The organism is Adhaeribacter aerolatus (genome assembly GCF_007991635.1).
GTDB lineage: Bacteria > Bacteroidota > Bacteroidia > Cytophagales > Hymenobacteraceae > Adhaeribacter > Adhaeribacter aerolatus.
In genome coordinates, this window is sequence record NZ_BJYS01000026.1 from 23,734 (window position 1) to 40,908 (window position 17,175).

The following is a 17,175-nucleotide window of genomic DNA, read 5'->3' on the forward strand; positions in this document are numbered from 1 at the left end:
CGGCTAAAAGGGGCAAGTTAACAGATAGACACCTGGCGGAATTAACACAAATAGAGGCTAAACTACCGCTACCCCAAATTAACCTATTTTGGTGAATATAGTATATTGCAGGGCTCCGAAAATTATAGGTTTCTGAAAGCCCTTAATGGTGTAGGATGTAACGCGGACCGTTCCGTTTTCGGTATGGCATTGCAGCTTCATTTCGCGGCGCGATCTTAGCAAGATATTCTCGCTTTCCTGCAACCCCTTTACTTCCAGTACCTGCCCGCTGCTAGTGGTAGTAACCGACAAATATTGCACAGTACCATCGTAACCAGGCTTTTTGCGGTAGGTAATCGTAATATTGCCGGTATTGGGGTCTGGTTGCCGGGTGCTGGCATAAGCATTCCGGAAAGCCGGTTTATTAATATCCAGCTCCCGGAATGTCTCTAGTTCTTCCTGCCAATCCAGGTTGGTTATTTTTTTAGTTTCGGTAACTTCCTGGTTTTCCGATACGGTTTTAACGGCACCTGGCTTTTCTTTTTCCAGCAAAGCGGCCTGCTTCTGCACAAAACCAACTACATCAAAATATTGTCCGGTGGTAGGCTGTACCGATGCCTCCGGCGATTTTTTTTCGCCGCAAGCACCCAGATACATAGCTGTTATCAGGAAAAATAATACACGAATTTTTTTAACCAATATTTTTATCGTTGTAATAATGAAGTTCCGGTCATGTCGGCGGGTTGCGGAATGCCCATCAGTTCCAGAATAGTAGGTGCTAAATCGCCGAGTTTACCACTCTTTAAGCCGTTCCGGTACGCGTTATCTACTAAAATAAAGGGTACCAGGTTAGTGGTATGGGCCGTATTAGGGGTGCCGTCCGGGTTTATCATCATGTCGGCGTTACCGTGGTCGGCTATTACAATACAGGCGTAATCGTTTTGCAGGGCTGTGGTAACTACGGTTTGGGCGCAGGCATCTACGGTTTCGCAAGCTTTAACAGCCGCTTCAAAAACGCCGGTGTGCCCCACCATATCGGGATTGGCAAAGTTCAGGCAAATAAAATCAGCGCTGCGGTTCTGCAGTTCCGGCACAATGGCATCGCGGATTTCGAAAGCGCTCATTTCAGGCTTTAAATCGTAGGTAGCTACTTTGGGCGAAGGGCATAACAAACGTCTTTCGCCGTCAAAAACCAGTTCGCGGCCACCCGAGAAAAAGAAGGTAACGTGCGGGTATTTTTCGGTTTCGGCAATCCGGATTTGGGTGCGGCCGGCATTGGCCACTACTTCGCCGAGGGTATTATTTAAGTTGTCTTTATCAAATATAGGTTTTACACCTACAAAAGAATCGTCGTAATTGGTAAGCGTAACGTAGTACAGGCGCAGCTTGTGCATATTTTGCTCATGAAAATCGCGCTGGGTTAAGGCCTGGGTAATTTCCCGTCCCCGGTCGGTCCGGAAGTTAAAACAAATCACCACGTCGTCTTCCTGAATGGTAGCCAAAGGCTGGCCGTTCGCATCCACCGCTACAATGGGCTGAATAAATTCGTCGGTTACCCCGCTGGCGTAAGAGGCCTGTATTACCGGAATAATATCGGTGGCCGCCGTGCCGGTGCCGTGTACCATTAAATCATAAGCTAATTTTACCCGTTCCCAGCGGTTATCGCGGTCCATGGCATAATAGCGGCCAATAACGGATGCTACCTGTCCGCCGGTCTGGGCCAAGTGCGCTTGTAAATTTTTTAAATAGCCCACGCCGCCTTTCGGGTCAGTATCGCGGCCATCGGTAAAAGCGTGTACGTATAGTTGCGTAACACCGGCATCGGCGGCAATGGTACACAACGCTTTCAGGTGCTCAATATGGGAATGGACCCCGCCATCAGACAACAACCCAATTAAATGTACTTTTTTATTCTGCTCTTTCGCGTATTTATAGGCATCGGCTAAAACCGGCATGTGCGCCAGCTCACCTTCACGGATAGATTTATTTATTTTAACTAAATCCTGGTAAACCACCCGGCCGGCGCCAATATTCATGTGGCCTACTTCGGAGTTACCCATTTGTCCTTCGGGTAAACCTACGGCTTCGCCGGAAGCCTGCAACGTGGCGTGCGGATAATTTTGAAACAACGAATCAATAAAAGGAGTTTTGGCCTGGTCGATAGCCGATACGCGCGGATCGGTTGCAATGCCCCATCCGTCTAAAATAAGCAGAATTACCTTTTTTTCCATGATGCAAATATAGGCATCTTAGCAAAATGTTAAATTAATTATTACTTTGGGTACGCTTAAACCCTAAATAAAAACGATTTGATTCGGTAATACTGGGCTTGGCATAGTTTTAGCTTGTTTATAAACCACAACAAAGAACATATTTGATTCACGAATACACATGAAAAATTTTAAGCTTGTACTAATCTGGGTGTTGCTGCTGGTTATGATGGTCGGTACAAGTTCTGCAAGCGCGCAAGGCGATGTGCCGGACGAGATTAAGACAGCAATCCGCAACGGTTCGTCGAATGATTTGGCTCGTTATTTTAATAATACCGTAGAAATTGGATTAGACGGCGAAAAATCGAGTTATAGTAAAACGCAGGCCGAATTTGTGCTGAAGAATTTCTTCTCCAAAAATGCGCCTGTCGGTTTTGAGTTCGACCACCAGGGCAGCTCTAACCAGGGCCAGCGTTACGCCATTGGTACGTATAACAGCAAAGCCGGCCCGTACCGGGTTTTTGTAGTGGTAAAACAGGCTAACGGCTCTTACCTGATAGATACGATTGATTTTACAAAGAAATAAACCGGCTTTGTAACTACACCGGTAAATAAAAAGTAAGTAAAAAGGCTCGCAAAACAGGCGGGCCTTTTTACTTTTACGCCGCCATGAACAGACCACCTTATATTACCGAAGCCGCCTTAACCAGATTTATTCAGAATGCTTTACAGGAAGACGTCGGTGACGGCGACCACTCCTCGCTGGCCGCTATTCCGGCCAATGCTCGCAACCAGGCCCGTTTGTTGGTAAAAGACAATGGTATTCTGGCGGGCGTAGCCGTAGCCGAATTAATATGCCAGGCCGTAGATCCTTCGCTTACGGTACAAGTGTTGCTGCCCGATGGCACACCCGTAAAGCACGGCGATGTGGCTTTTACCGTTAGTGGCCGGGCCCAGGCCATATTAACCGCCGAGCGGCTGCTCCTGAATTGTATGCAGCGCATGAGCGGTATTGCTACTTACACGCATTCTCTTACCGGGTTAATAGCGGGCACCAAAGCCCGTTTGCTCGATACCCGCAAAACCACCCCCAATTTCCGGATGATGGAAAAATGGGCGGTGGTAATTGGCGGCGGCTTAAACCACCGTTATGGGTTGTTTGATATGATTATGCTGAAAGACAACCACGTAGATTACGCCGGTGGTATCCGGCAGGCCATTACGGCTACCCACCAATATTTGCAGCAGCATAACAAGCAGCTGCGGATTGTAATAGAAACCCGCAACCTGAACGAGGTACAACAGGCTTTGGATACCGGCGGCATCGACCGCATTATGCTGGATAACATGAGCCCCGCCCTGATGCGCGAAGCCGTAGCCCTGATTAATGGCCGTTTCGAAATTGAAGCTTCCGGCGGCATTACCGAAGAAACGATTGCCGAAGTAGCCGCTACCGGGGTAGATTATATTTCAGTAGGGGCGCTAACGCACTCTAACCGGAGCCTCGATTTAAGCCTCAAAGCTTACTAATTCTGAGTAGCCAATTTTACCTGTTTGGTATATTGTTTATCGTTGGCCAAATCTGAATGAAGATCTAAATGAGTGCGCAACCATGGCAAATATGCTGGAAAGAGACCAGAAATTCTTAAATTATTGGGCAAAGCGCCGGCCATTTAAAAGGTTTTTTCTGCTAAAATCCGCCAGTTTTTGGGGTTTGGCAGTGGCAGTACCAGGTTATTTGTTCCAAATAGATTTTGAATTTTCCGAAATAATATATACCGAGCTTTTATTCAGAATAGCCCTCCACTTTTTACTGGGGGTATTATTTGCTCATTGGTATTATAAAGCCAACAAGAAAAGATATTTAGACTTAATAACACCGGCAGAGAAAATAGGTAGCAAATAAATAACCGGCGTATTAAGCATGATTATCTGGCGAATTGCTTTTTTGCCGGCGCAAATAAGGCATAGTATGGGGTGCTTTTAAAAACGGCTTCGCTTACCTCAACGGGTATATTATTTATTGTTAAATAATACCGATACGGATAAGCAGGTTTGGTTCTTTTAATAGAATACCGGCCGTTCTGATAGCCGGTAATTTTTACATCGCTGATTACTTTTCCTATTACCATACCCGCAACCTTCGCCGGAACCGGATACGAATTCTCCAGAAAATCAATATCCATTATACAATTGTCCACCACCGCTATTTGCAAGGCTGCACCCGGGGTAATACCGGAAAATAATTCTTTTAAATGGGTGCTTAATCGCCAGGAACTGGCCGTACTTACCACAAAGTAGTTGTACGTTAAAGGTCCATCCTCGCCGGAGGGTAAACCCAGAAATACATATTTATCTTTTACGGTTATTTGCAGTGTGGTAGCCCGTTCCAGCCCTTCATAATATTTCTGATTAAGCCTGATTCGGCTAAAAGCTGCACCACTGGCCAATTGCGGTGTATTATTTACTACCAAGTAATATTTTAATTCCGGCAACGGATGCAGTCTGTTAGTTAAATATTGCCCGTCCCGGTAGCCAATTACTTTTACTTCGCTGGCTACTTTATCGGTAACTTGGTTTAGCCAACCCGAATTTGTTTTCTTCGCAGGTTCAGACAATATCTCTAGATCCAATATTTCGCGGATAGTTTCTCTTTTCTTCACGGCAGCCCGGATGCGGGTACCGGGTTGTAACCGCACGAAGATAGCATGCAGGCCGTTGGCTAGTTGCCAGTTACCGGTCGCGGTTTTTACAAAATACCGGTACGCAATATTGCCTTCTTCGCCGGGCAGCAGCTTTATATAAGTAAACCGGTCCAGCACTTCCAACTCAATAATTTCGCAGTTCTCCAGCCGTAATCTTTTATATTTCTGCTGGGTTCGTAAAATTTTCCGTAGCCAAACAAACGAAAATGTAAAAATGAACAACCCAATGCCCGCAGTTCCGGCGGCAAAATACGGCACCTGAATAAAATCTACCAGTTCGGGAAACCGGATAATAATACCGGCCGCTACCAGGAGCAACAGGGAGCAAATCATACCCAAGCCAACTGCCAGTATATTTACCCAATTCACTGCCCAATTAGTATTTAAACCCCTCTTAGAATCTTTCATACCAAGTGCTTAATTATCAAATATTATTAATGTCGAAATAAATATATGTTAATTAATATATTAAACAAAATATATATTTATCGCATTTGAATAATATTTAATATTTATTCAGGTCAGCTCTTAATTTACGGGAAGAGGATTTACAGGTGCTTACCAGGTTTACAGTTAGATTTAAGATGGTATCGTCCTATTTAACCAAGCATACCCTTTGTCTTCAGCAGAAAAATTTAAAAGCTTACGAGGAATAGGGGCGCATGATTAAAAAGCTAATTGTTAGAAGTTAAAAATTAACTACTTTTGTGCTCGAAATGGAAAAGCAGGCTTTGCAGCGTGGGTTTCTGTTCTGAATAAATATTTAATTTCTTTACCGGTGATTATTAAAACAAAAAAATATAAGCTGGAGACCAGCCGATATATTAAAATGGCCATGGTAGAACTGTTGCGGAAGCAATGGTGGTACATTATTGGTCCTATTGCGGTGGCTTGTCTGGCTTTTATTTGGCCATCGTGGTGGTTTATTTCGGGCGCTATTCTTATTGTGGTGTTGTACCTGTTGTTCTGGGCTATTCAGTTTACCGGGGTAACCCAATTGGAACAGAATAAGGTGATGTTCGAAAAAATGTCGTACGAGATAGACGGGCGGCAAATATTAATGAAACTGAACGAGCGCCAGGGTATGCCCGTGACTTGGGATATGATTAAAAGTGCCAAAAAAGCCGAAGACCATTTTCTGCTCTCGCTTTCTAAAGCCCAATTCATTTACCTGCCTTTCCGTATTTTTAACAACCCCAACGATGTTAAAATGATGGAGGCTTACCTGAAACGCAAAAACCTTATTGCGTAAGCATCTCGTATTTGTTCTATCGGCATATTTAATTTATAAATATACTTTTTTGTAGCAGCTAATAAATTAAAAAATAACCCACATGACAAAACGGATTTTAACCATAGCTTTTGTAATAGGCGGTTTATCGCTGGCAGCCTGTAGCAGTGAACCATCGGATTTGCGTCCCGGTAAGAAAGTATCGGTGGATGCCGTACCTCCCGGAACCCGCAGTACGCCCAATCTGGATAATGCCGCTGATAAAAGCGCCCATGATACCCAGCAACAAGTACAACTTAACCACGACGAACACTCCAATGAGTTAGAAGGCGGAGCCAAGTCTGTGGATAAGAAAGAAGAAACTACTGTTAAAGACTCGGTAGAAAATCACGAATAATTAATTAGGAGGAGTTTTTCCGGTTAGGAGGCTCCGTTTTTTATTGCCCATGAAAACTAAATTTTTAGGAATATTATTTTCGGTAACCCTTTTGGCGGGCATTGGCTGCAGCAGCAATAAAACCGAAAAGTTGCCCGGCGAAAGTGCTTACGACCAATCAGCCACCGAAACGAACAATGCCGACGCGTCATCAGCGGCCCAAATGGCTTATATCTGCCCCATGGAATGTGAAGGCAGCGCCAGCCACGAGCCCGGTAAATGCCCGGTTTGCGCCATGGATTTGGTAAAAAACCCGAATTATAAAGGAGCAACTGCCGATTCAACGGCTCAAAAAACTAATTAACATTTTTAGCCGATATTTTGGTACTGAAAAGGCAGGTGCAAACCTGCCTTTTTGCACATTATTCTATTACAGGCGCAAGTGTTAAATAATACACCTATGCGGCCTAATGGCTTATGGTGTGCTGACTAAGAACTTACCGGCTTTAAAGATGGCTACGAAAAGCACAATAATCTTTTTGTGAATCTTGCATCTCAAGGTTTACCCGGGCTGTGCCAAACCGGTTTATATTAAAATTTGCCAACTCGTTTAAAGTACCTGTGGTTAGGGAACAGACAAGGCTGAGGCAGATGCCTGCAGCCGGGATTTAGGCAAAGGCCTTTAAAAGATGGTATATTCAGAAGAACCCAGCGGCAACGGCTTAATCACTTAAGTTCTGTTTACATAAGTTCTGTTCACAGGCAAAAACCTCATCGGCAAATGCTGACAGCTATATTTATTCTTTTTTTTACGGTAGTTCTGGCGGGCTGGCTCGTACGGTTCTTTCCGCAACGCAAACAAAGCTGGTTAAAAATTATCCTGGCGTTCAGCGGGGCCTATCTTTTTACGCTTACCATTATTCACATTCTGCCCGATGTGTTAATGACCAGTTCCGACCCGCATACCGTTGGGTATTACGTACTGGCGGGCTTCTTTCTGCAGTTGGTACTCGAAATATTCTCGCAGGGTATTGAGCACGGCCACATGCACCTGCACGCTCACGAAAAAAGCAACAATTCGGTACCTTTTTTATTATTGCTTTCCCTTACCATTCACTCTTTTCTGGAGGGCAGTATTCTGCTGGAAAACCGCTCGGTAGCGCCGCACTCGCACTTAGCCGAAAACTTTTATCAGGTGCTGGCCGGTATTGCCATTCACCACATTCCGGCGGCCTTTGCGCTCATGACCATTCTGGTTTTCCGGTTAAATAATTTTGCCAAGGCCTTTGCTTATCTGCTTATTTTTGCCGTTGCCTCACCGCTGGGCATTTTATTCAGTAACTATATTATTCCGGAACAACTACAGGAAGGCAATGCTTTTACGGTGCTCTCCGGGTTAGTTGCCGGTAACTTCCTGCACATTTCCACTACCATCCTGTTCGAAACCAGCCCCGAACACCGCTTTAACCGCAACAAAATATTGGCTACCCTTGCCGGCGCGCTCCTGGCCCTGGCCGGTGATTTGGCGCATTAGGGTTTTAAGTAGGTAGTTATTAGTGGTTAGTTATTAGTTGTTAGTTGTTAGTGGTTAGTGGTTAAGGAATAATTATTAATGATTTAGGGGAGGGATTGGACCTGAAGTATTTTAGCTAGAATATAAATAGCCCTGAAAGGGCGTAATAACTTAGCCCAGGGTGTAGTCCTGGGTCCTGGGACCAGGTAAATTACAGAACTCCAACCTGAATGGCGAGATCCTATTTGCCTCTAAATCTAGGCTATTTACCTGGTAGCAAACAGAATATTAATAGGAAACTTTGGGCTCTTTGCTTAAGGCCAGCCGCAAACTAAATACGGCTAAGAGCAGGGTTAGCGGCGTAAATATTAGTTTCTCCAGCTCATTTTGCGACAACAGATTACCAAGCGTGTTGAGCAGGAAAAGACCAAACATGGCCCACAGTGCCACTTGTATAATGGTTCGGTGTATGTTTACTTTAAAAACACCTGCCTTAATGCCTACCACGGCCAGCATTATTAAATTCAGCAGTATAGATATCGCCTCAAAAGAAAGCATCTGGGCGGAATTTTTTAGCCGGCCTCCCCACACCATGTCGTAGGGTATAATGCCTACCATTACCAATAAATGGAATAATATTATCAGCGACAGAATAATTAACATACCGGTAGCAGCAATGCGGGTAGTATCGAGGTTGTTCATTTATAGGGGTTGGCTTTTAATTGCCGGCAAATTTATTCCTCATCAGCATACCAGACGGGCGCGCCGGCGCGGCAATTTACATAAATTAACCTTTGTGATAATGGGCTAAAAAGAGCCAAAGCTATTGTTTAAGCACATTACAAACAGGGTGGTGGTGCACCGGAAAATTAACGGAATTGGCGATGAAGCAACGTTTATTTGCCTCCTGGTGCAGGGCTTCGGCTTTTGCAACCATCCAGGCTTCTGTTACGGTTACTTCGGGGTTTAAAGTAACCGCTACAAAATGCCCACCACCCTCCGGGGTTTCTACCATCGTTCCAGTAGCCTTGTCGGAATAAGCGGTTACCACCACGCCGGCTTCGGCGCATAAATGCAGATACCAGAGCATGTGGCAGGCCGATAGAGAAGATACCAATAAATCCTCAGGGTTATGTTTCGTTTTATCACCCCGAAAGGCTGGGTCAGAAGAGCCAGGTAAATCGCTTTTATTTTCAACCGCGATGGTATGGCTGCGGTCGTAAGCTTTATAATTTACCGTGCCTTCTCCTTTATTCCCGGTCCAGGTTATGGCTACTTTGTAAACATGCTGTCCGTTCATGAGTCTCTTTTAACTGTTATTATTTATTTAATTCCAACTCCCAAAATGAGAATATGCAGGTTTCCTATATTCAATTAACCTTTTATCCGGCAAGAATTTAATTATTTTTATCTGATGGAGTGCTGCCGTGATAAAGGTAAAGTGCGCCGTAAGTCCAGTTTGGCCCTTTCATACCCGGGTAGTTATAGCGGTCCATCATTAAGGCTACATACTTAACCGGATAACCATCGGGTAAAGCGACAATATTGGGCCACACGCGGGTACCGGCTTTGGCATCCCAGGGCGGTAAATCCATTTTCAGGGTACCGGCCGGTTTTAAATCCGGATAGGTGTACACAAATATTTTACGTTCGGCGCTACCCGAAAAACAATACCATTTGCCGCCAATTTGCTGCATAGAGGTGCCCGTTGAATTCTCTTTCACCGGACCCGCCAGGCGTTTGTAAACGCCATCCCACTTGTCAGATTGGAGCAGCACCGCTTTGTAGCCGTCTATATTTTCGCAGGTGAGCATCCGCCATTTTTTAGCTGCTGCGTCGTATAGCACATGCGAATCTTCAAAGTCGCCGATAATATTGGTGGGTTTCGCTTTCATCACCGAAAGACCAAAGCGCGGATCGGTTTTGCTTTCAATAGCCCAGATTTGTTTTTTCTCAGTCTGGGGATTAGCTGCAAACGAAAAACCCGTTGTAAAGCCGCGCCAGGTTTTGCTGTCGCCGTCATAAAACAGATGCGACGAAATTTCATTACGCAACAGACCGTCCTCCCGGTCGAACACGATAATTCCCTCTAACTTTAAATCAAAAGCCGATGGATTCAGGCTAAATACGCCTTGTACGTGGTGGTCCAAAGCCCGGCCACGGATAGACAAGGTATACCACAAACGGCCCTGGTCCAGGTAAGGAGAGCCATCTTTGCGCGTTATTACCCGGATATCGGCCTGCCCGGCCCCGGTAGTAATAGCCGATTGTGCTTTCCGGATTGCTACTTCGCCGCCAGTTAAACTAAACAGCAACCGCGACTGGAAGGTATTTATCACGGTTCGCTGGCGCAAATCCAGCGTTTGGTTAAAATTGGCCTGTGCTACGATAACGGGCAGCCCGGTATCTTTTACAAAAAAGTTTAAGCCGCTGCCAAACAACTGCAAAATTAACTCGCCCGACCCATTGGTTTCGGGTATGGGGTTGGTCCGAATCGATTTTTCCAGAACGATTTTTTGGTTCCGGACAATTTTCAATATTACATCGGTGAAGCGGCCCGCCGCAAATTTCATAAACACCTGGAAACGTTCGGTACTACCGGCATTTGTAAATTCGAACCCCACTGCACCGGTTCCTTTTAAAGCCGCTACCTGCATAGAATAAGTAGCAAACGGATTACAGCCACCCAGCCAAATACCTGTTTCGGTAAACTGCTGCGATTTTACAGTTAATACATCTTTATTTATGGTAATATTAGCAGTATCGGGGCTATAGACAGTTTGAGGGTGCATGGCTGCCAAACCAATTATATTCGCTGGCTCCAGGGTTGCCAATAAAATAGATTGCTTCGGATCGAAAATAAGGCGTTGCACGCCCTGCCGCACAAACCCGATATCGGCGGGGGTAATTTTATGCTGCGCTGTTAAGTTAGAGATGCCGATAACAATGGTAAAAAAAAGTATAGCACCTATATTTTTTGTCATCTCTTTTAATATTCCTGATCAGGAAAAGTTTTTGATTTTGCCGGTAAGTTAAGGCAAACGCCGCAAGTACCCGCGCCAAAATTTTAAATTAAATGATGTTGTCCAGTTTAATGAGCTCCGATAATAGAGCAAGCGTAACAGCCACTTGCTTATAGTTAAATATACTGTAACCTATTTCTTCTAAAAACTATTGCCGCAAAATAGGCTTTTGTATTCAGATTGAGTAGCTTAATCCGGGCACTTTAGTTTTTACTTATGCGCGATAAACCATCCGGATTAAATCGAACACTGGGCTTGGGCCTGGTGGTAGTAGTGGTAGTGGGTAATATTATTGGTTCGGGCGTTTACAAGAAAATTGCACCCATGGCCAGCGAACTCCCTTCGCCAGGCTGGGTGCTGCTTTGCTGGTTGCTGGGCGGTATTATTACCTTGTTTGGCGCCCTAAGCAATGCCGAAGTAGCCGGGCTGCTGGCCGATACCGGCGGAGAATACGCTTACTACAAAAAAATATACAACCGGTTTTTTGCCTTTATTTTCGGCTGGTCGTTATTTACGGTTATTCAAACGGCGGCTATCTCGTCGCTGGCTTATGTATTTGCCCAATCGCTAAACAGTTTGGGGCCTTTGCCCACTTTGCTACCCGGTTTGGCCAGTTTTAATATTGGCGGTATATTTTACCCCTTCGCCGATTTCTCGGTAAAACTAACAGCTATTTTTTTGATTTTAGGTCTTACCCTAGTTAATACCCGGGGTATTAGGGCAGGAGCAGGAATCAGCACGGGTATTTTAATATTGGTTTCGGTAGGTATTTTACTAATTGTGGTTTTTGGGTTAAGCAGCCCGCAGGCGGAACTAAGCCAAAGCTGGCAGTTTGCTACCACTAATCAGCAATCCGTTACGCCCGGTGCTATATTCACGGCATTGCTATCGGCATTCTGGGCTTACCAGGGCTGGGCGGCCATTGGGTACGTAGGCGGCGAAATAAAAGATGCTACCCGTAAGATTCCGCGCGGCATTGCCATTGGGGTATTTTCCGTCATTATTGTATACCTGCTGATAAATGCCACTTACCTGGCCCTGCTGCCGGTACCGGTGTTAGCCGAAATTCATGCTGCCGGGAATAAAATTGCGGCTGTGGAGGCAGTGCGGAGTTTCTGGGGCTCCCGGGGTGCCTTCTTTATTTCGATCCTTATTCTGGTTACCACCTTGGGTTGTGCCCACGCTACAATTCTGGCCAGCTGCCGCACCTATTTTGCCATGGCCCGCGAAGGATTATTTTTTAAACCAGCCGCCAAACTCAACCGGGTTAAAACGCCCGCTAATTCGTTGTGGTTTCAGTGTACCTGGGCTTGTTTGCTGGTATTGTCCGGCACTTTCGACCAGCTAACCGATATGATTATTTTTGCGGTTTTTATTTATTATGGGGCTACTACGCTGGGTGTTTTTATTTTACGGCGAAAAATGCCCGATGCGCCGCGGCCTTACAAAGTGTGGGGGTACCCGGTAGTACCGGCTTTCATGATTTTGTTTTGCGCAGCCCTGGTAATTAATACCTTTTTTGCGCGGCCCCGCGAAGCCATGCTGGGCTTGGTACTGATGCTAACGGGCGTACCCCTTTACTGGTGGTTTAACCGGCAAAAAACAGTTCCGGAAACAGTAGAGCAGGTATAAAAAAAAGCCTCCCGGAAACCAGGAGGCCTTAAAAACAAACTGCATGTAAAATCTTAATTTTCTTTGTGGTAACCGGTGCCGGTGTTGTTTTCGAAAACGTTGGCAGTTCCGGCATCGGCGTTAATCACGCCATTTCTTTTGACAAATAAGCCGTAGCCGTTGCTGTTACCAAATTTGGAGTTAACTACTTTCAGGGCACCGTCGTAACGCACGGTTACGTTCGATTTTTCGTTTACCCCCGACAAGTTAGATTTGCCGCCGTTTAATACTTGTACGTGGTTCATTTCGTTCAGCGGGTTGTCGGTGGCAATCATAATACCTTTCCAGAAGCCTTTTTGAGCCGTTTTACCGGTAAAAGTTACCTTTTGGGTGGCATTACCTTTGGCAATGAGGTACCCATTTTCCCGTACGTACAAGCCTTTATCCGTAGCAAAGTAAAAAGTAGGAGCGGCATTGGCAGTGGCTTCCAGTTTTACGCCGGTATCGAAGAATAAATCGTTGGTTACGTAGTAGCCGGCACCGTCGGCAAAGGCAGCCCAGGTAACTTCGTTTTCGCCGGATACTTCACCGGCAACTTCAACACCGTCAAAACCGTTGCTGTTTTTCAGTTTAGAGGCAGCATCTAATTTATGTACCTGGTCGGCGGTAACGTACAGGGCTGCGCCGGCATTGTTGCTGAAAGTGTTGTTGGCAAAACCGGTTAATTGGGCGTGGCTATCCTGCACATACATACCGTAGCCGCCACCGTTGGTAAAGCTGGAGTTGGTAACTTTTAACTTAGCGCCGGGGCTGAAACCTGCCAACACCAGGTTAGATTTAATGGTAGTGGAGATACCGGATAAATTGCGTTTGCCGGCGTAAGCGATTTCTACGTAATCCATTTCGTTTAACGGGCTGGAAGATACAATCATTACCCCGTTCCAGAAACCGGCTACTTTGTTACGGCCGGTAAACACAATTTTATTCGCAGCCGTGCCTTTGGCGATAATATAAGCGCCGTTGTCTCTCACATAAAAACCGGTTTCGTTCGCAAATTCAATTTTGGCGCCAGCCGCAATCTTCACACCCGATTCCAGGATAACATCTTCGGTAACCAGGTAGGAAGCGCCATCGGTAAAGGCCGGCCACGTAACTTCGTTGGTTTGTTCTACTTCGCCGGCAATTTCTACGCCTTCGTAGCCGTTGCCGCCTTTAAATTTAGTAGCAGCATCCAGCTTATGTGCCAGGTTAGCCGACAGGTACATGGCAGTACCAGCATTGTTTGAGAAAGTGTTGTTGGCAAAAGTAGATACTTGTCCAATATTGGTCAGGTACAAGCCATAACCGTTGCTGTGCGCAAAAGTAGTGTTGGTTATTTTCACCTGGCCCGGAATAGAACCATCATAAGAGATAACCATAGCGGATTTGATAGCCGAACCTACGCCGGATAAGTTACTGCTGCCTGCATAATTAACTTCTACAAAATCCATTTCGTTTAAGGGGTTGCCCGAAACAACCATGATGCCTTCCCAATAGCCTTTGGTTTTATCTTTACCGGTAAACACAATCTTATTGGTGGCCGTACCTTTGGCTATTAAAGCGCCATTTTTGTTAATGTAAATGCCTTTGTCGCTGTCTAGTTCTATTACCACGCCCGGCATAATGGTTAATTTGGCATTTACCAGCAGGTTTTGGGTAATGCGGTAATCTGGTTTAGTGGGATCGGCTACTACGTTGGCCAGTACCACGTCCTGGTCAATGGGCTCGTTCAGGTTTACGTTGCCGCCGGTGGGGGCCGTTACCGTAATTTTTACTTTATCTTTAGCCGAGCCGCTGCCGTTCGAAACGGTTACTTCCAGTTCGTATTCGCCGGCTATATCGGGCGTAAAGGTTGGCTTAGCCTGGTTGGGGTTGGTTAAAGTGGCATTGCTGGTAGCGGGTTTGGTTACAAGGGCCCAGCTATAAGTCAGGGTTTTGCCTTCGCTGTCGGAAGAGGCGCTGGCATCTAAGGTAACCAGGGTGCCTAGCGTAATGGTTTGGTCGTCGCCGGCTTTAGCGGTTACGGTAGGCGTTGGCTGGGGTTTTTCTTTTTCTTCGCAACTGGTTAAGGTGGCCATCACGGCCACCAGCAGCAACATAAAGGTTTTTAGAGATAAATTATACTGCGCCAGGTACTGGCGGAACTGTTGGTTTTTGGTGTTAATAGCATTGGGTAATCTGTTGTTTTTCATAGTTTTAGTTAATTTGGCAGGTGTGTTTTTTTAGATTAGGAGAAAAGGTTAGACAATGAAATTCTGAGCAAAGCAGGTTGGCTGCTTTTAATTATTATATTTTAGAAGTACTTGGATTTTGCCGGAATACAGCGGTAGCCGAAAGGGCCCGAAATAAATAAAGCCCGAATGCAACTGGCTTTTATCTCAGCTCACGCGGGCAGCTACCAGAAGCGGCATTAATTTTTTGCCAAGCGAGGTAAATATTGGGGAAAGAACAGAAAATACTTCCCGGTAGCAGGGCACCCATTCCAGGGCATCGGGCAGGTTAAAAAGGTTTGTAATGGTGTTCATAGTTTTATTTTGGCTAATGGGTCGGGTAATTCAAGAGAAGCAAAAGGCCGCTTAACAAGGCTGTTTTTGCCTTCCTGCGTTACAAAGTAGCATTAGCTAAAAGGCGGAATCAATTTTAATTAGGTAAATGCCGGAATTCCGGGTCTGAATAAACCAAATATGAACCTGAATGCTGCTGGTATTTTGCCGCTAAAACTTTAGACTTAAAAGAACCTGCCACCTGGTTAGCTCACCAAGCGGTATCCTTCCAGTAGTTATTTATATTGATGCGCCCGCCGAATAATGGCTTACCGGAACGTTGTTTAAGAAGCTTTTTGGTATTTGGACGAAAAGCAATTTAGTCGCCTTTAGTGGTGTTATTAGTCGCCATTGGTGGTGTTTTCATCGCCAATTTTAAACCTTCGCCCGGTTTCTTAGCAGCGCCAAGGCACAGCAAAGCCTACAGACAAGTCAATTGTTAAAAGGCTAGACCGCGTCTTCGGCCAATATTTATCTCTCAAAAAAATACAGCTATTTCTTGCTTCACAGAAACTTTAAACCAAAACATTAGGTTCCGGTTATCGTTGTCATAACGTTGCAAACGCAAGTACCCTTAATTAATATTTTATGGAACGTAAGCCCGATCCGCTGGAAACCTTAACAGATATTAGGTCGATGATGGAGCGCTCTTCCCGCTTTATTTCCCTGAGTGGCTTGTCGGGGGTGTTTGCGGGTATTTTTGCCTTGGTGGGGGCCGCCGCTGTAGCTATCCGGTACCGGCTTTCTTTTACCATGGAAGAATATTATACCCGTGCTACCCTTAGTTCGGGCATACCGAATGCCGAATTCTTCATTTTCCTGTTTGGGGTAGCCTTGCTGGTGCTTTTTGCATCTTTGGCGGTAGCCATTTTATTAACAACCATGCGGGCCCGCAAACACAAACTGCCTATTTGGGATAAAACTGCCCAGCGGGTAGTCTGGAACATGTTTATTCCATTGTCGGCGGGTGGTATTTTCTGCCTGATACTGCTAGACCACGGCATATTTACGCTGGTAGCACCCGCAACCCTGTTGTTCTACGGCCTGGCGCTGCTGAATACAAGCAAATATACCTACCCCGATTTGCGTTACCTGGCCTTAAGCGAAATTTCGTTAGGTTTGCTGGCTTCTTTTGTGGTGGGATATGGTTTGTTTTTGTGGGCCATCGGGTTTGGGGTGCTGCATATCTTTTACGGCGCGCGCATGTACCAGAAATACGAACGCTAAAAGACTTGAGCCTGCCCTATGCTCGCCTGAACAGACCCAGTTGGTTGTCGCGCCGGCACCGGTAAAGCGCAAATAAAAAGCCCGGAATATTTTCCCGGGCCTCTTCTTTAAATTTAATCGCTGGCGTTAGTTAAACACCGGCAGTGGTTTTAACATTAAACGGAACGGCAATATTTCCCCACAAAAGCGTAATAACTCCGGCATTCTTACCTTTAGGGGCTACGGTAATTTTAAAGCGTTCGTTGTTTTCTTTCGAGGTAGTCGGTTTCACTTTTACGCGCAGCGCATCCTGGGCCTGTTCGTATTTAAAAGCACCCCACTGGTCGGTAGTTTTGTTAAAGATAATAACCCATTCGTTCTCGCTAGGCAGGGTAAAGAGTGCATAAGTACCTGCTTTCAACGCCTGGCCTTCTACGGTTACATCTTTGGAGAAAGTAATTTTGGTAGCGGCATTGGCGCCAGTACGCCAAACCTGGCCGTAAGGGGCAATTTCTTTACCAATGGTGCGGCCTTTTACACCCGGCGAGCTATAGTTAATGGTTACCTCGGCTGCTCCAATTTTACCCGAAGCAGTGGCCGGCGGACTGGCAGGCGCTTTGTTTTCCTGCGCTACCGCCACAAACGAACATAACATTACCAGGCTCGCGAGCAAGCCGGTTTTAAATAATCTAAAAACAGAAGTATTGGTCATAGCGCTAAAAATTTGGTCTCTAAAACA

Annotated in this window: 17 protein-coding genes; 8 read left to right on the forward strand and 9 right to left on the reverse strand. The window is 45.7% G+C overall.

What is annotated here, in order from left to right:
- Positions 1 to 78: 78 nt before the first annotated feature.
- Both AAE02nite_RS16885 and gpmI read right to left on the reverse strand, forming a co-directional pair.
- Complete coding sequence (locus AAE02nite_RS16885) at positions 79 to 678, reverse strand: hypothetical protein (protein ID WP_146900205.1); 600 nt, start codon at positions 676 to 678, stop codon at positions 79 to 81.
- Positions 679 to 683: 5 nt separating this feature from the next.
- Positions 684 to 2,210: a 2,3-bisphosphoglycerate-independent phosphoglycerate mutase gene (gene gpmI / locus AAE02nite_RS16890; protein WP_146900208.1), complete on the reverse strand. Its 1,527-nt coding sequence runs from the start codon at positions 2,208 to 2,210 to the stop codon at positions 684 to 686.
- A 160-nt stretch (positions 2,211 to 2,370) separates the two neighbouring features.
- On the opposite strand from gpmI, the gene AAE02nite_RS16895 reads away from it, so the two are divergent.
- Both AAE02nite_RS16895 and nadC read left to right on the forward strand, forming a co-directional pair.
- Positions 2,371 to 2,775, forward strand: coding sequence for a DUF4783 domain-containing protein (locus AAE02nite_RS16895; RefSeq protein ID WP_146900210.1), 405 nt, complete (start codon positions 2,371 to 2,373; stop codon positions 2,773 to 2,775).
- A gap of 83 nt (positions 2,776 to 2,858) precedes the next feature.
- Positions 2,859 to 3,719, forward strand: coding sequence for a carboxylating nicotinate-nucleotide diphosphorylase (gene nadC / locus AAE02nite_RS16900; protein ID WP_146900213.1), 861 nt, complete (start codon positions 2,859 to 2,861; stop codon positions 3,717 to 3,719).
- Between the two features lie 398 nt (positions 3,720 to 4,117).
- Here nadC and AAE02nite_RS16905 read toward each other — a convergent pair whose 3' ends face one another.
- Positions 4,118 to 5,302 (reverse strand): hypothetical protein, encoded by a 1,185-nt coding sequence (locus AAE02nite_RS16905; RefSeq protein ID WP_146900216.1) that lies wholly within the window; start codon positions 5,300 to 5,302, stop codon positions 4,118 to 4,120.
- A gap of 370 nt (positions 5,303 to 5,672) precedes the next feature.
- On the opposite strand from AAE02nite_RS16905, the gene AAE02nite_RS16910 reads away from it, so the two are divergent.
- The 4 genes from AAE02nite_RS16910 (at position 5,673) to AAE02nite_RS16925 (ending at position 8,035) form a co-directional block, all read left to right on the forward strand.
- Positions 5,673 to 6,146 carry a YcxB family protein gene (locus AAE02nite_RS16910; protein WP_146900220.1) on the forward strand — a complete coding sequence of 158 codons (474 nt, stop codon included), beginning with the start codon at positions 5,673 to 5,675 and terminating at the stop codon, positions 6,144 to 6,146.
- Between the two features lie 82 nt (positions 6,147 to 6,228).
- A complete protein-coding gene (locus AAE02nite_RS16915) occupies positions 6,229 to 6,522 on the forward strand; it encodes a hypothetical protein (RefSeq protein ID WP_146900223.1) in 294 nt (97 codons plus the stop codon).
- A 49-nt stretch (positions 6,523 to 6,571) separates the two neighbouring features.
- Entirely contained in the window at positions 6,572 to 6,865 is a 294-nt protein-coding gene (locus tag AAE02nite_RS16920; RefSeq protein WP_146900226.1) for a heavy metal-binding domain-containing protein, read from the forward strand.
- 417 nt (positions 6,866 to 7,282) lie between these two features.
- Positions 7,283 to 8,035, forward strand: coding sequence for a ZIP family metal transporter (locus tag AAE02nite_RS16925; protein ID WP_146900229.1), 753 nt, complete (start codon positions 7,283 to 7,285; stop codon positions 8,033 to 8,035).
- 267 nt (positions 8,036 to 8,302) lie between these two features.
- Here the strand turns inward: AAE02nite_RS16925 and AAE02nite_RS16930 are convergent, their stop codons facing one another.
- The 3 genes from AAE02nite_RS16930 to AAE02nite_RS16940 form a co-directional block, all read right to left on the reverse strand.
- A complete protein-coding gene (locus AAE02nite_RS16930) occupies positions 8,303 to 8,716 on the reverse strand; it encodes a hypothetical protein (RefSeq protein ID WP_146900232.1) in 414 nt (137 codons plus the stop codon).
- Between the two features lie 121 nt (positions 8,717 to 8,837).
- Positions 8,838 to 9,314, reverse strand: coding sequence for an OsmC family protein (locus AAE02nite_RS16935; RefSeq protein WP_146900235.1), 477 nt, complete (start codon positions 9,312 to 9,314; stop codon positions 8,838 to 8,840).
- A gap of 97 nt (positions 9,315 to 9,411) precedes the next feature.
- The gene (locus AAE02nite_RS16940; protein ID WP_146900238.1) at positions 9,412 to 10,998 is read right to left on the reverse strand and encodes a hypothetical protein; all 1,587 of its coding nucleotides are present in this window, start codon (positions 10,996 to 10,998) and stop codon (positions 9,412 to 9,414) included.
- Positions 10,999 to 11,253: 255 nt separating this feature from the next.
- Here AAE02nite_RS16940 and AAE02nite_RS16945 point away from each other — a divergent pair, with 255 nt between their 5' ends.
- On the forward strand, positions 11,254 to 12,669 hold the full coding sequence (locus tag AAE02nite_RS16945; protein WP_146900242.1) for an APC family permease: 1,416 nt from the start codon (positions 11,254 to 11,256) through the stop codon (positions 12,667 to 12,669).
- A 53-nt stretch (positions 12,670 to 12,722) separates the two neighbouring features.
- Here the strand turns inward: AAE02nite_RS16945 and AAE02nite_RS16950 are convergent, their stop codons facing one another.
- Both AAE02nite_RS16950 and AAE02nite_RS26335 read right to left on the reverse strand, forming a co-directional pair.
- Positions 12,723 to 14,879: a PKD domain-containing protein gene (locus tag AAE02nite_RS16950; protein WP_146900245.1), complete on the reverse strand. Its 2,157-nt coding sequence runs from the start codon at positions 14,877 to 14,879 to the stop codon at positions 12,723 to 12,725.
- 186 nt (positions 14,880 to 15,065) lie between these two features.
- Positions 15,066 to 15,212 carry a hypothetical protein gene (locus AAE02nite_RS26335; protein ID WP_170252628.1) on the reverse strand — a complete coding sequence of 49 codons (147 nt, stop codon included), beginning with the start codon at positions 15,210 to 15,212 and terminating at the stop codon, positions 15,066 to 15,068.
- A gap of 606 nt (positions 15,213 to 15,818) precedes the next feature.
- Here AAE02nite_RS26335 and AAE02nite_RS16955 point away from each other — a divergent pair.
- Complete coding sequence (locus tag AAE02nite_RS16955; RefSeq protein ID WP_146900248.1) at positions 15,819 to 16,457, forward strand: hypothetical protein; 639 nt, start codon at positions 15,819 to 15,821, stop codon at positions 16,455 to 16,457.
- 130 nt (positions 16,458 to 16,587) lie between these two features.
- On the opposite strand, the gene AAE02nite_RS16960 is transcribed toward AAE02nite_RS16955, so the two are convergent.
- Positions 16,588 to 17,148, reverse strand: a complete 561-nt coding sequence (locus AAE02nite_RS16960) for a DUF2911 domain-containing protein (RefSeq protein WP_246151123.1) — start codon at positions 17,146 to 17,148, stop codon at positions 16,588 to 16,590.
- Between the last annotated feature and the right edge of the window lie 27 nt (positions 17,149 to 17,175).

What these genes read in the sequence shown, in the direction of transcription:
- gpmI (WP_146900208.1), bottom strand. Translation starts at nt 2,210, where the DNA reads ATGGAAAAAAAGGTAATTCTGCTTATTTTAGACGGATGGGGCATTGCA.
- AAE02nite_RS16895 (WP_146900210.1), top strand. Translation starts at nt 2,371, where the DNA reads ATGAAAAATTTTAAGCTTGTACTAATCTGGGTGTTGCTGCTGGTTATG.
- nadC (WP_146900213.1), top strand. Translation starts at nt 2,859, where the DNA reads ATGAACAGACCACCTTATATTACCGAAGCCGCCTTAACCAGATTTATT.
- AAE02nite_RS16905 (WP_146900216.1), bottom strand. Translation starts at nt 5,302, where the DNA reads ATGAAAGATTCTAAGAGGGGTTTAAATACTAATTGGGCAGTGAATTGG.
- AAE02nite_RS16915 (WP_146900223.1), top strand. Translation starts at nt 6,229, where the DNA reads ATGACAAAACGGATTTTAACCATAGCTTTTGTAATAGGCGGTTTATCG.
- AAE02nite_RS16920 (WP_146900226.1), top strand. Translation starts at nt 6,572, where the DNA reads ATGAAAACTAAATTTTTAGGAATATTATTTTCGGTAACCCTTTTGGCG.
- AAE02nite_RS16925 (WP_146900229.1), top strand. Translation starts at nt 7,283, where the DNA reads ATGCTGACAGCTATATTTATTCTTTTTTTTACGGTAGTTCTGGCGGGC.
- AAE02nite_RS16930 (WP_146900232.1), bottom strand. Translation starts at nt 8,716, where the DNA reads ATGAACAACCTCGATACTACCCGCATTGCTGCTACCGGTATGTTAATT.
- AAE02nite_RS16935 (WP_146900235.1), bottom strand. Translation starts at nt 9,314, where the DNA reads ATGAACGGACAGCATGTTTACAAAGTAGCCATAACCTGGACCGGGAAT.
- AAE02nite_RS16940 (WP_146900238.1), bottom strand. Translation starts at nt 10,998, where the DNA reads ATGACAAAAAATATAGGTGCTATACTTTTTTTTACCATTGTTATCGGC.
- AAE02nite_RS16945 (WP_146900242.1), top strand. Translation starts at nt 11,254, where the DNA reads ATGCGCGATAAACCATCCGGATTAAATCGAACACTGGGCTTGGGCCTG.
- AAE02nite_RS16950 (WP_146900245.1), bottom strand. Translation starts at nt 14,879, where the DNA reads ATGAAAAACAACAGATTACCCAATGCTATTAACACCAAAAACCAACAG.
- AAE02nite_RS26335 (WP_170252628.1), bottom strand. Translation starts at nt 15,212, where the DNA reads ATGAACACCATTACAAACCTTTTTAACCTGCCCGATGCCCTGGAATGG.
- AAE02nite_RS16955 (WP_146900248.1), top strand. Translation starts at nt 15,819, where the DNA reads ATGGAACGTAAGCCCGATCCGCTGGAAACCTTAACAGATATTAGGTCG.
- AAE02nite_RS16960 (WP_246151123.1), bottom strand. Translation starts at nt 17,148, where the DNA reads ATGACCAATACTTCTGTTTTTAGATTATTTAAAACCGGCTTGCTCGCG.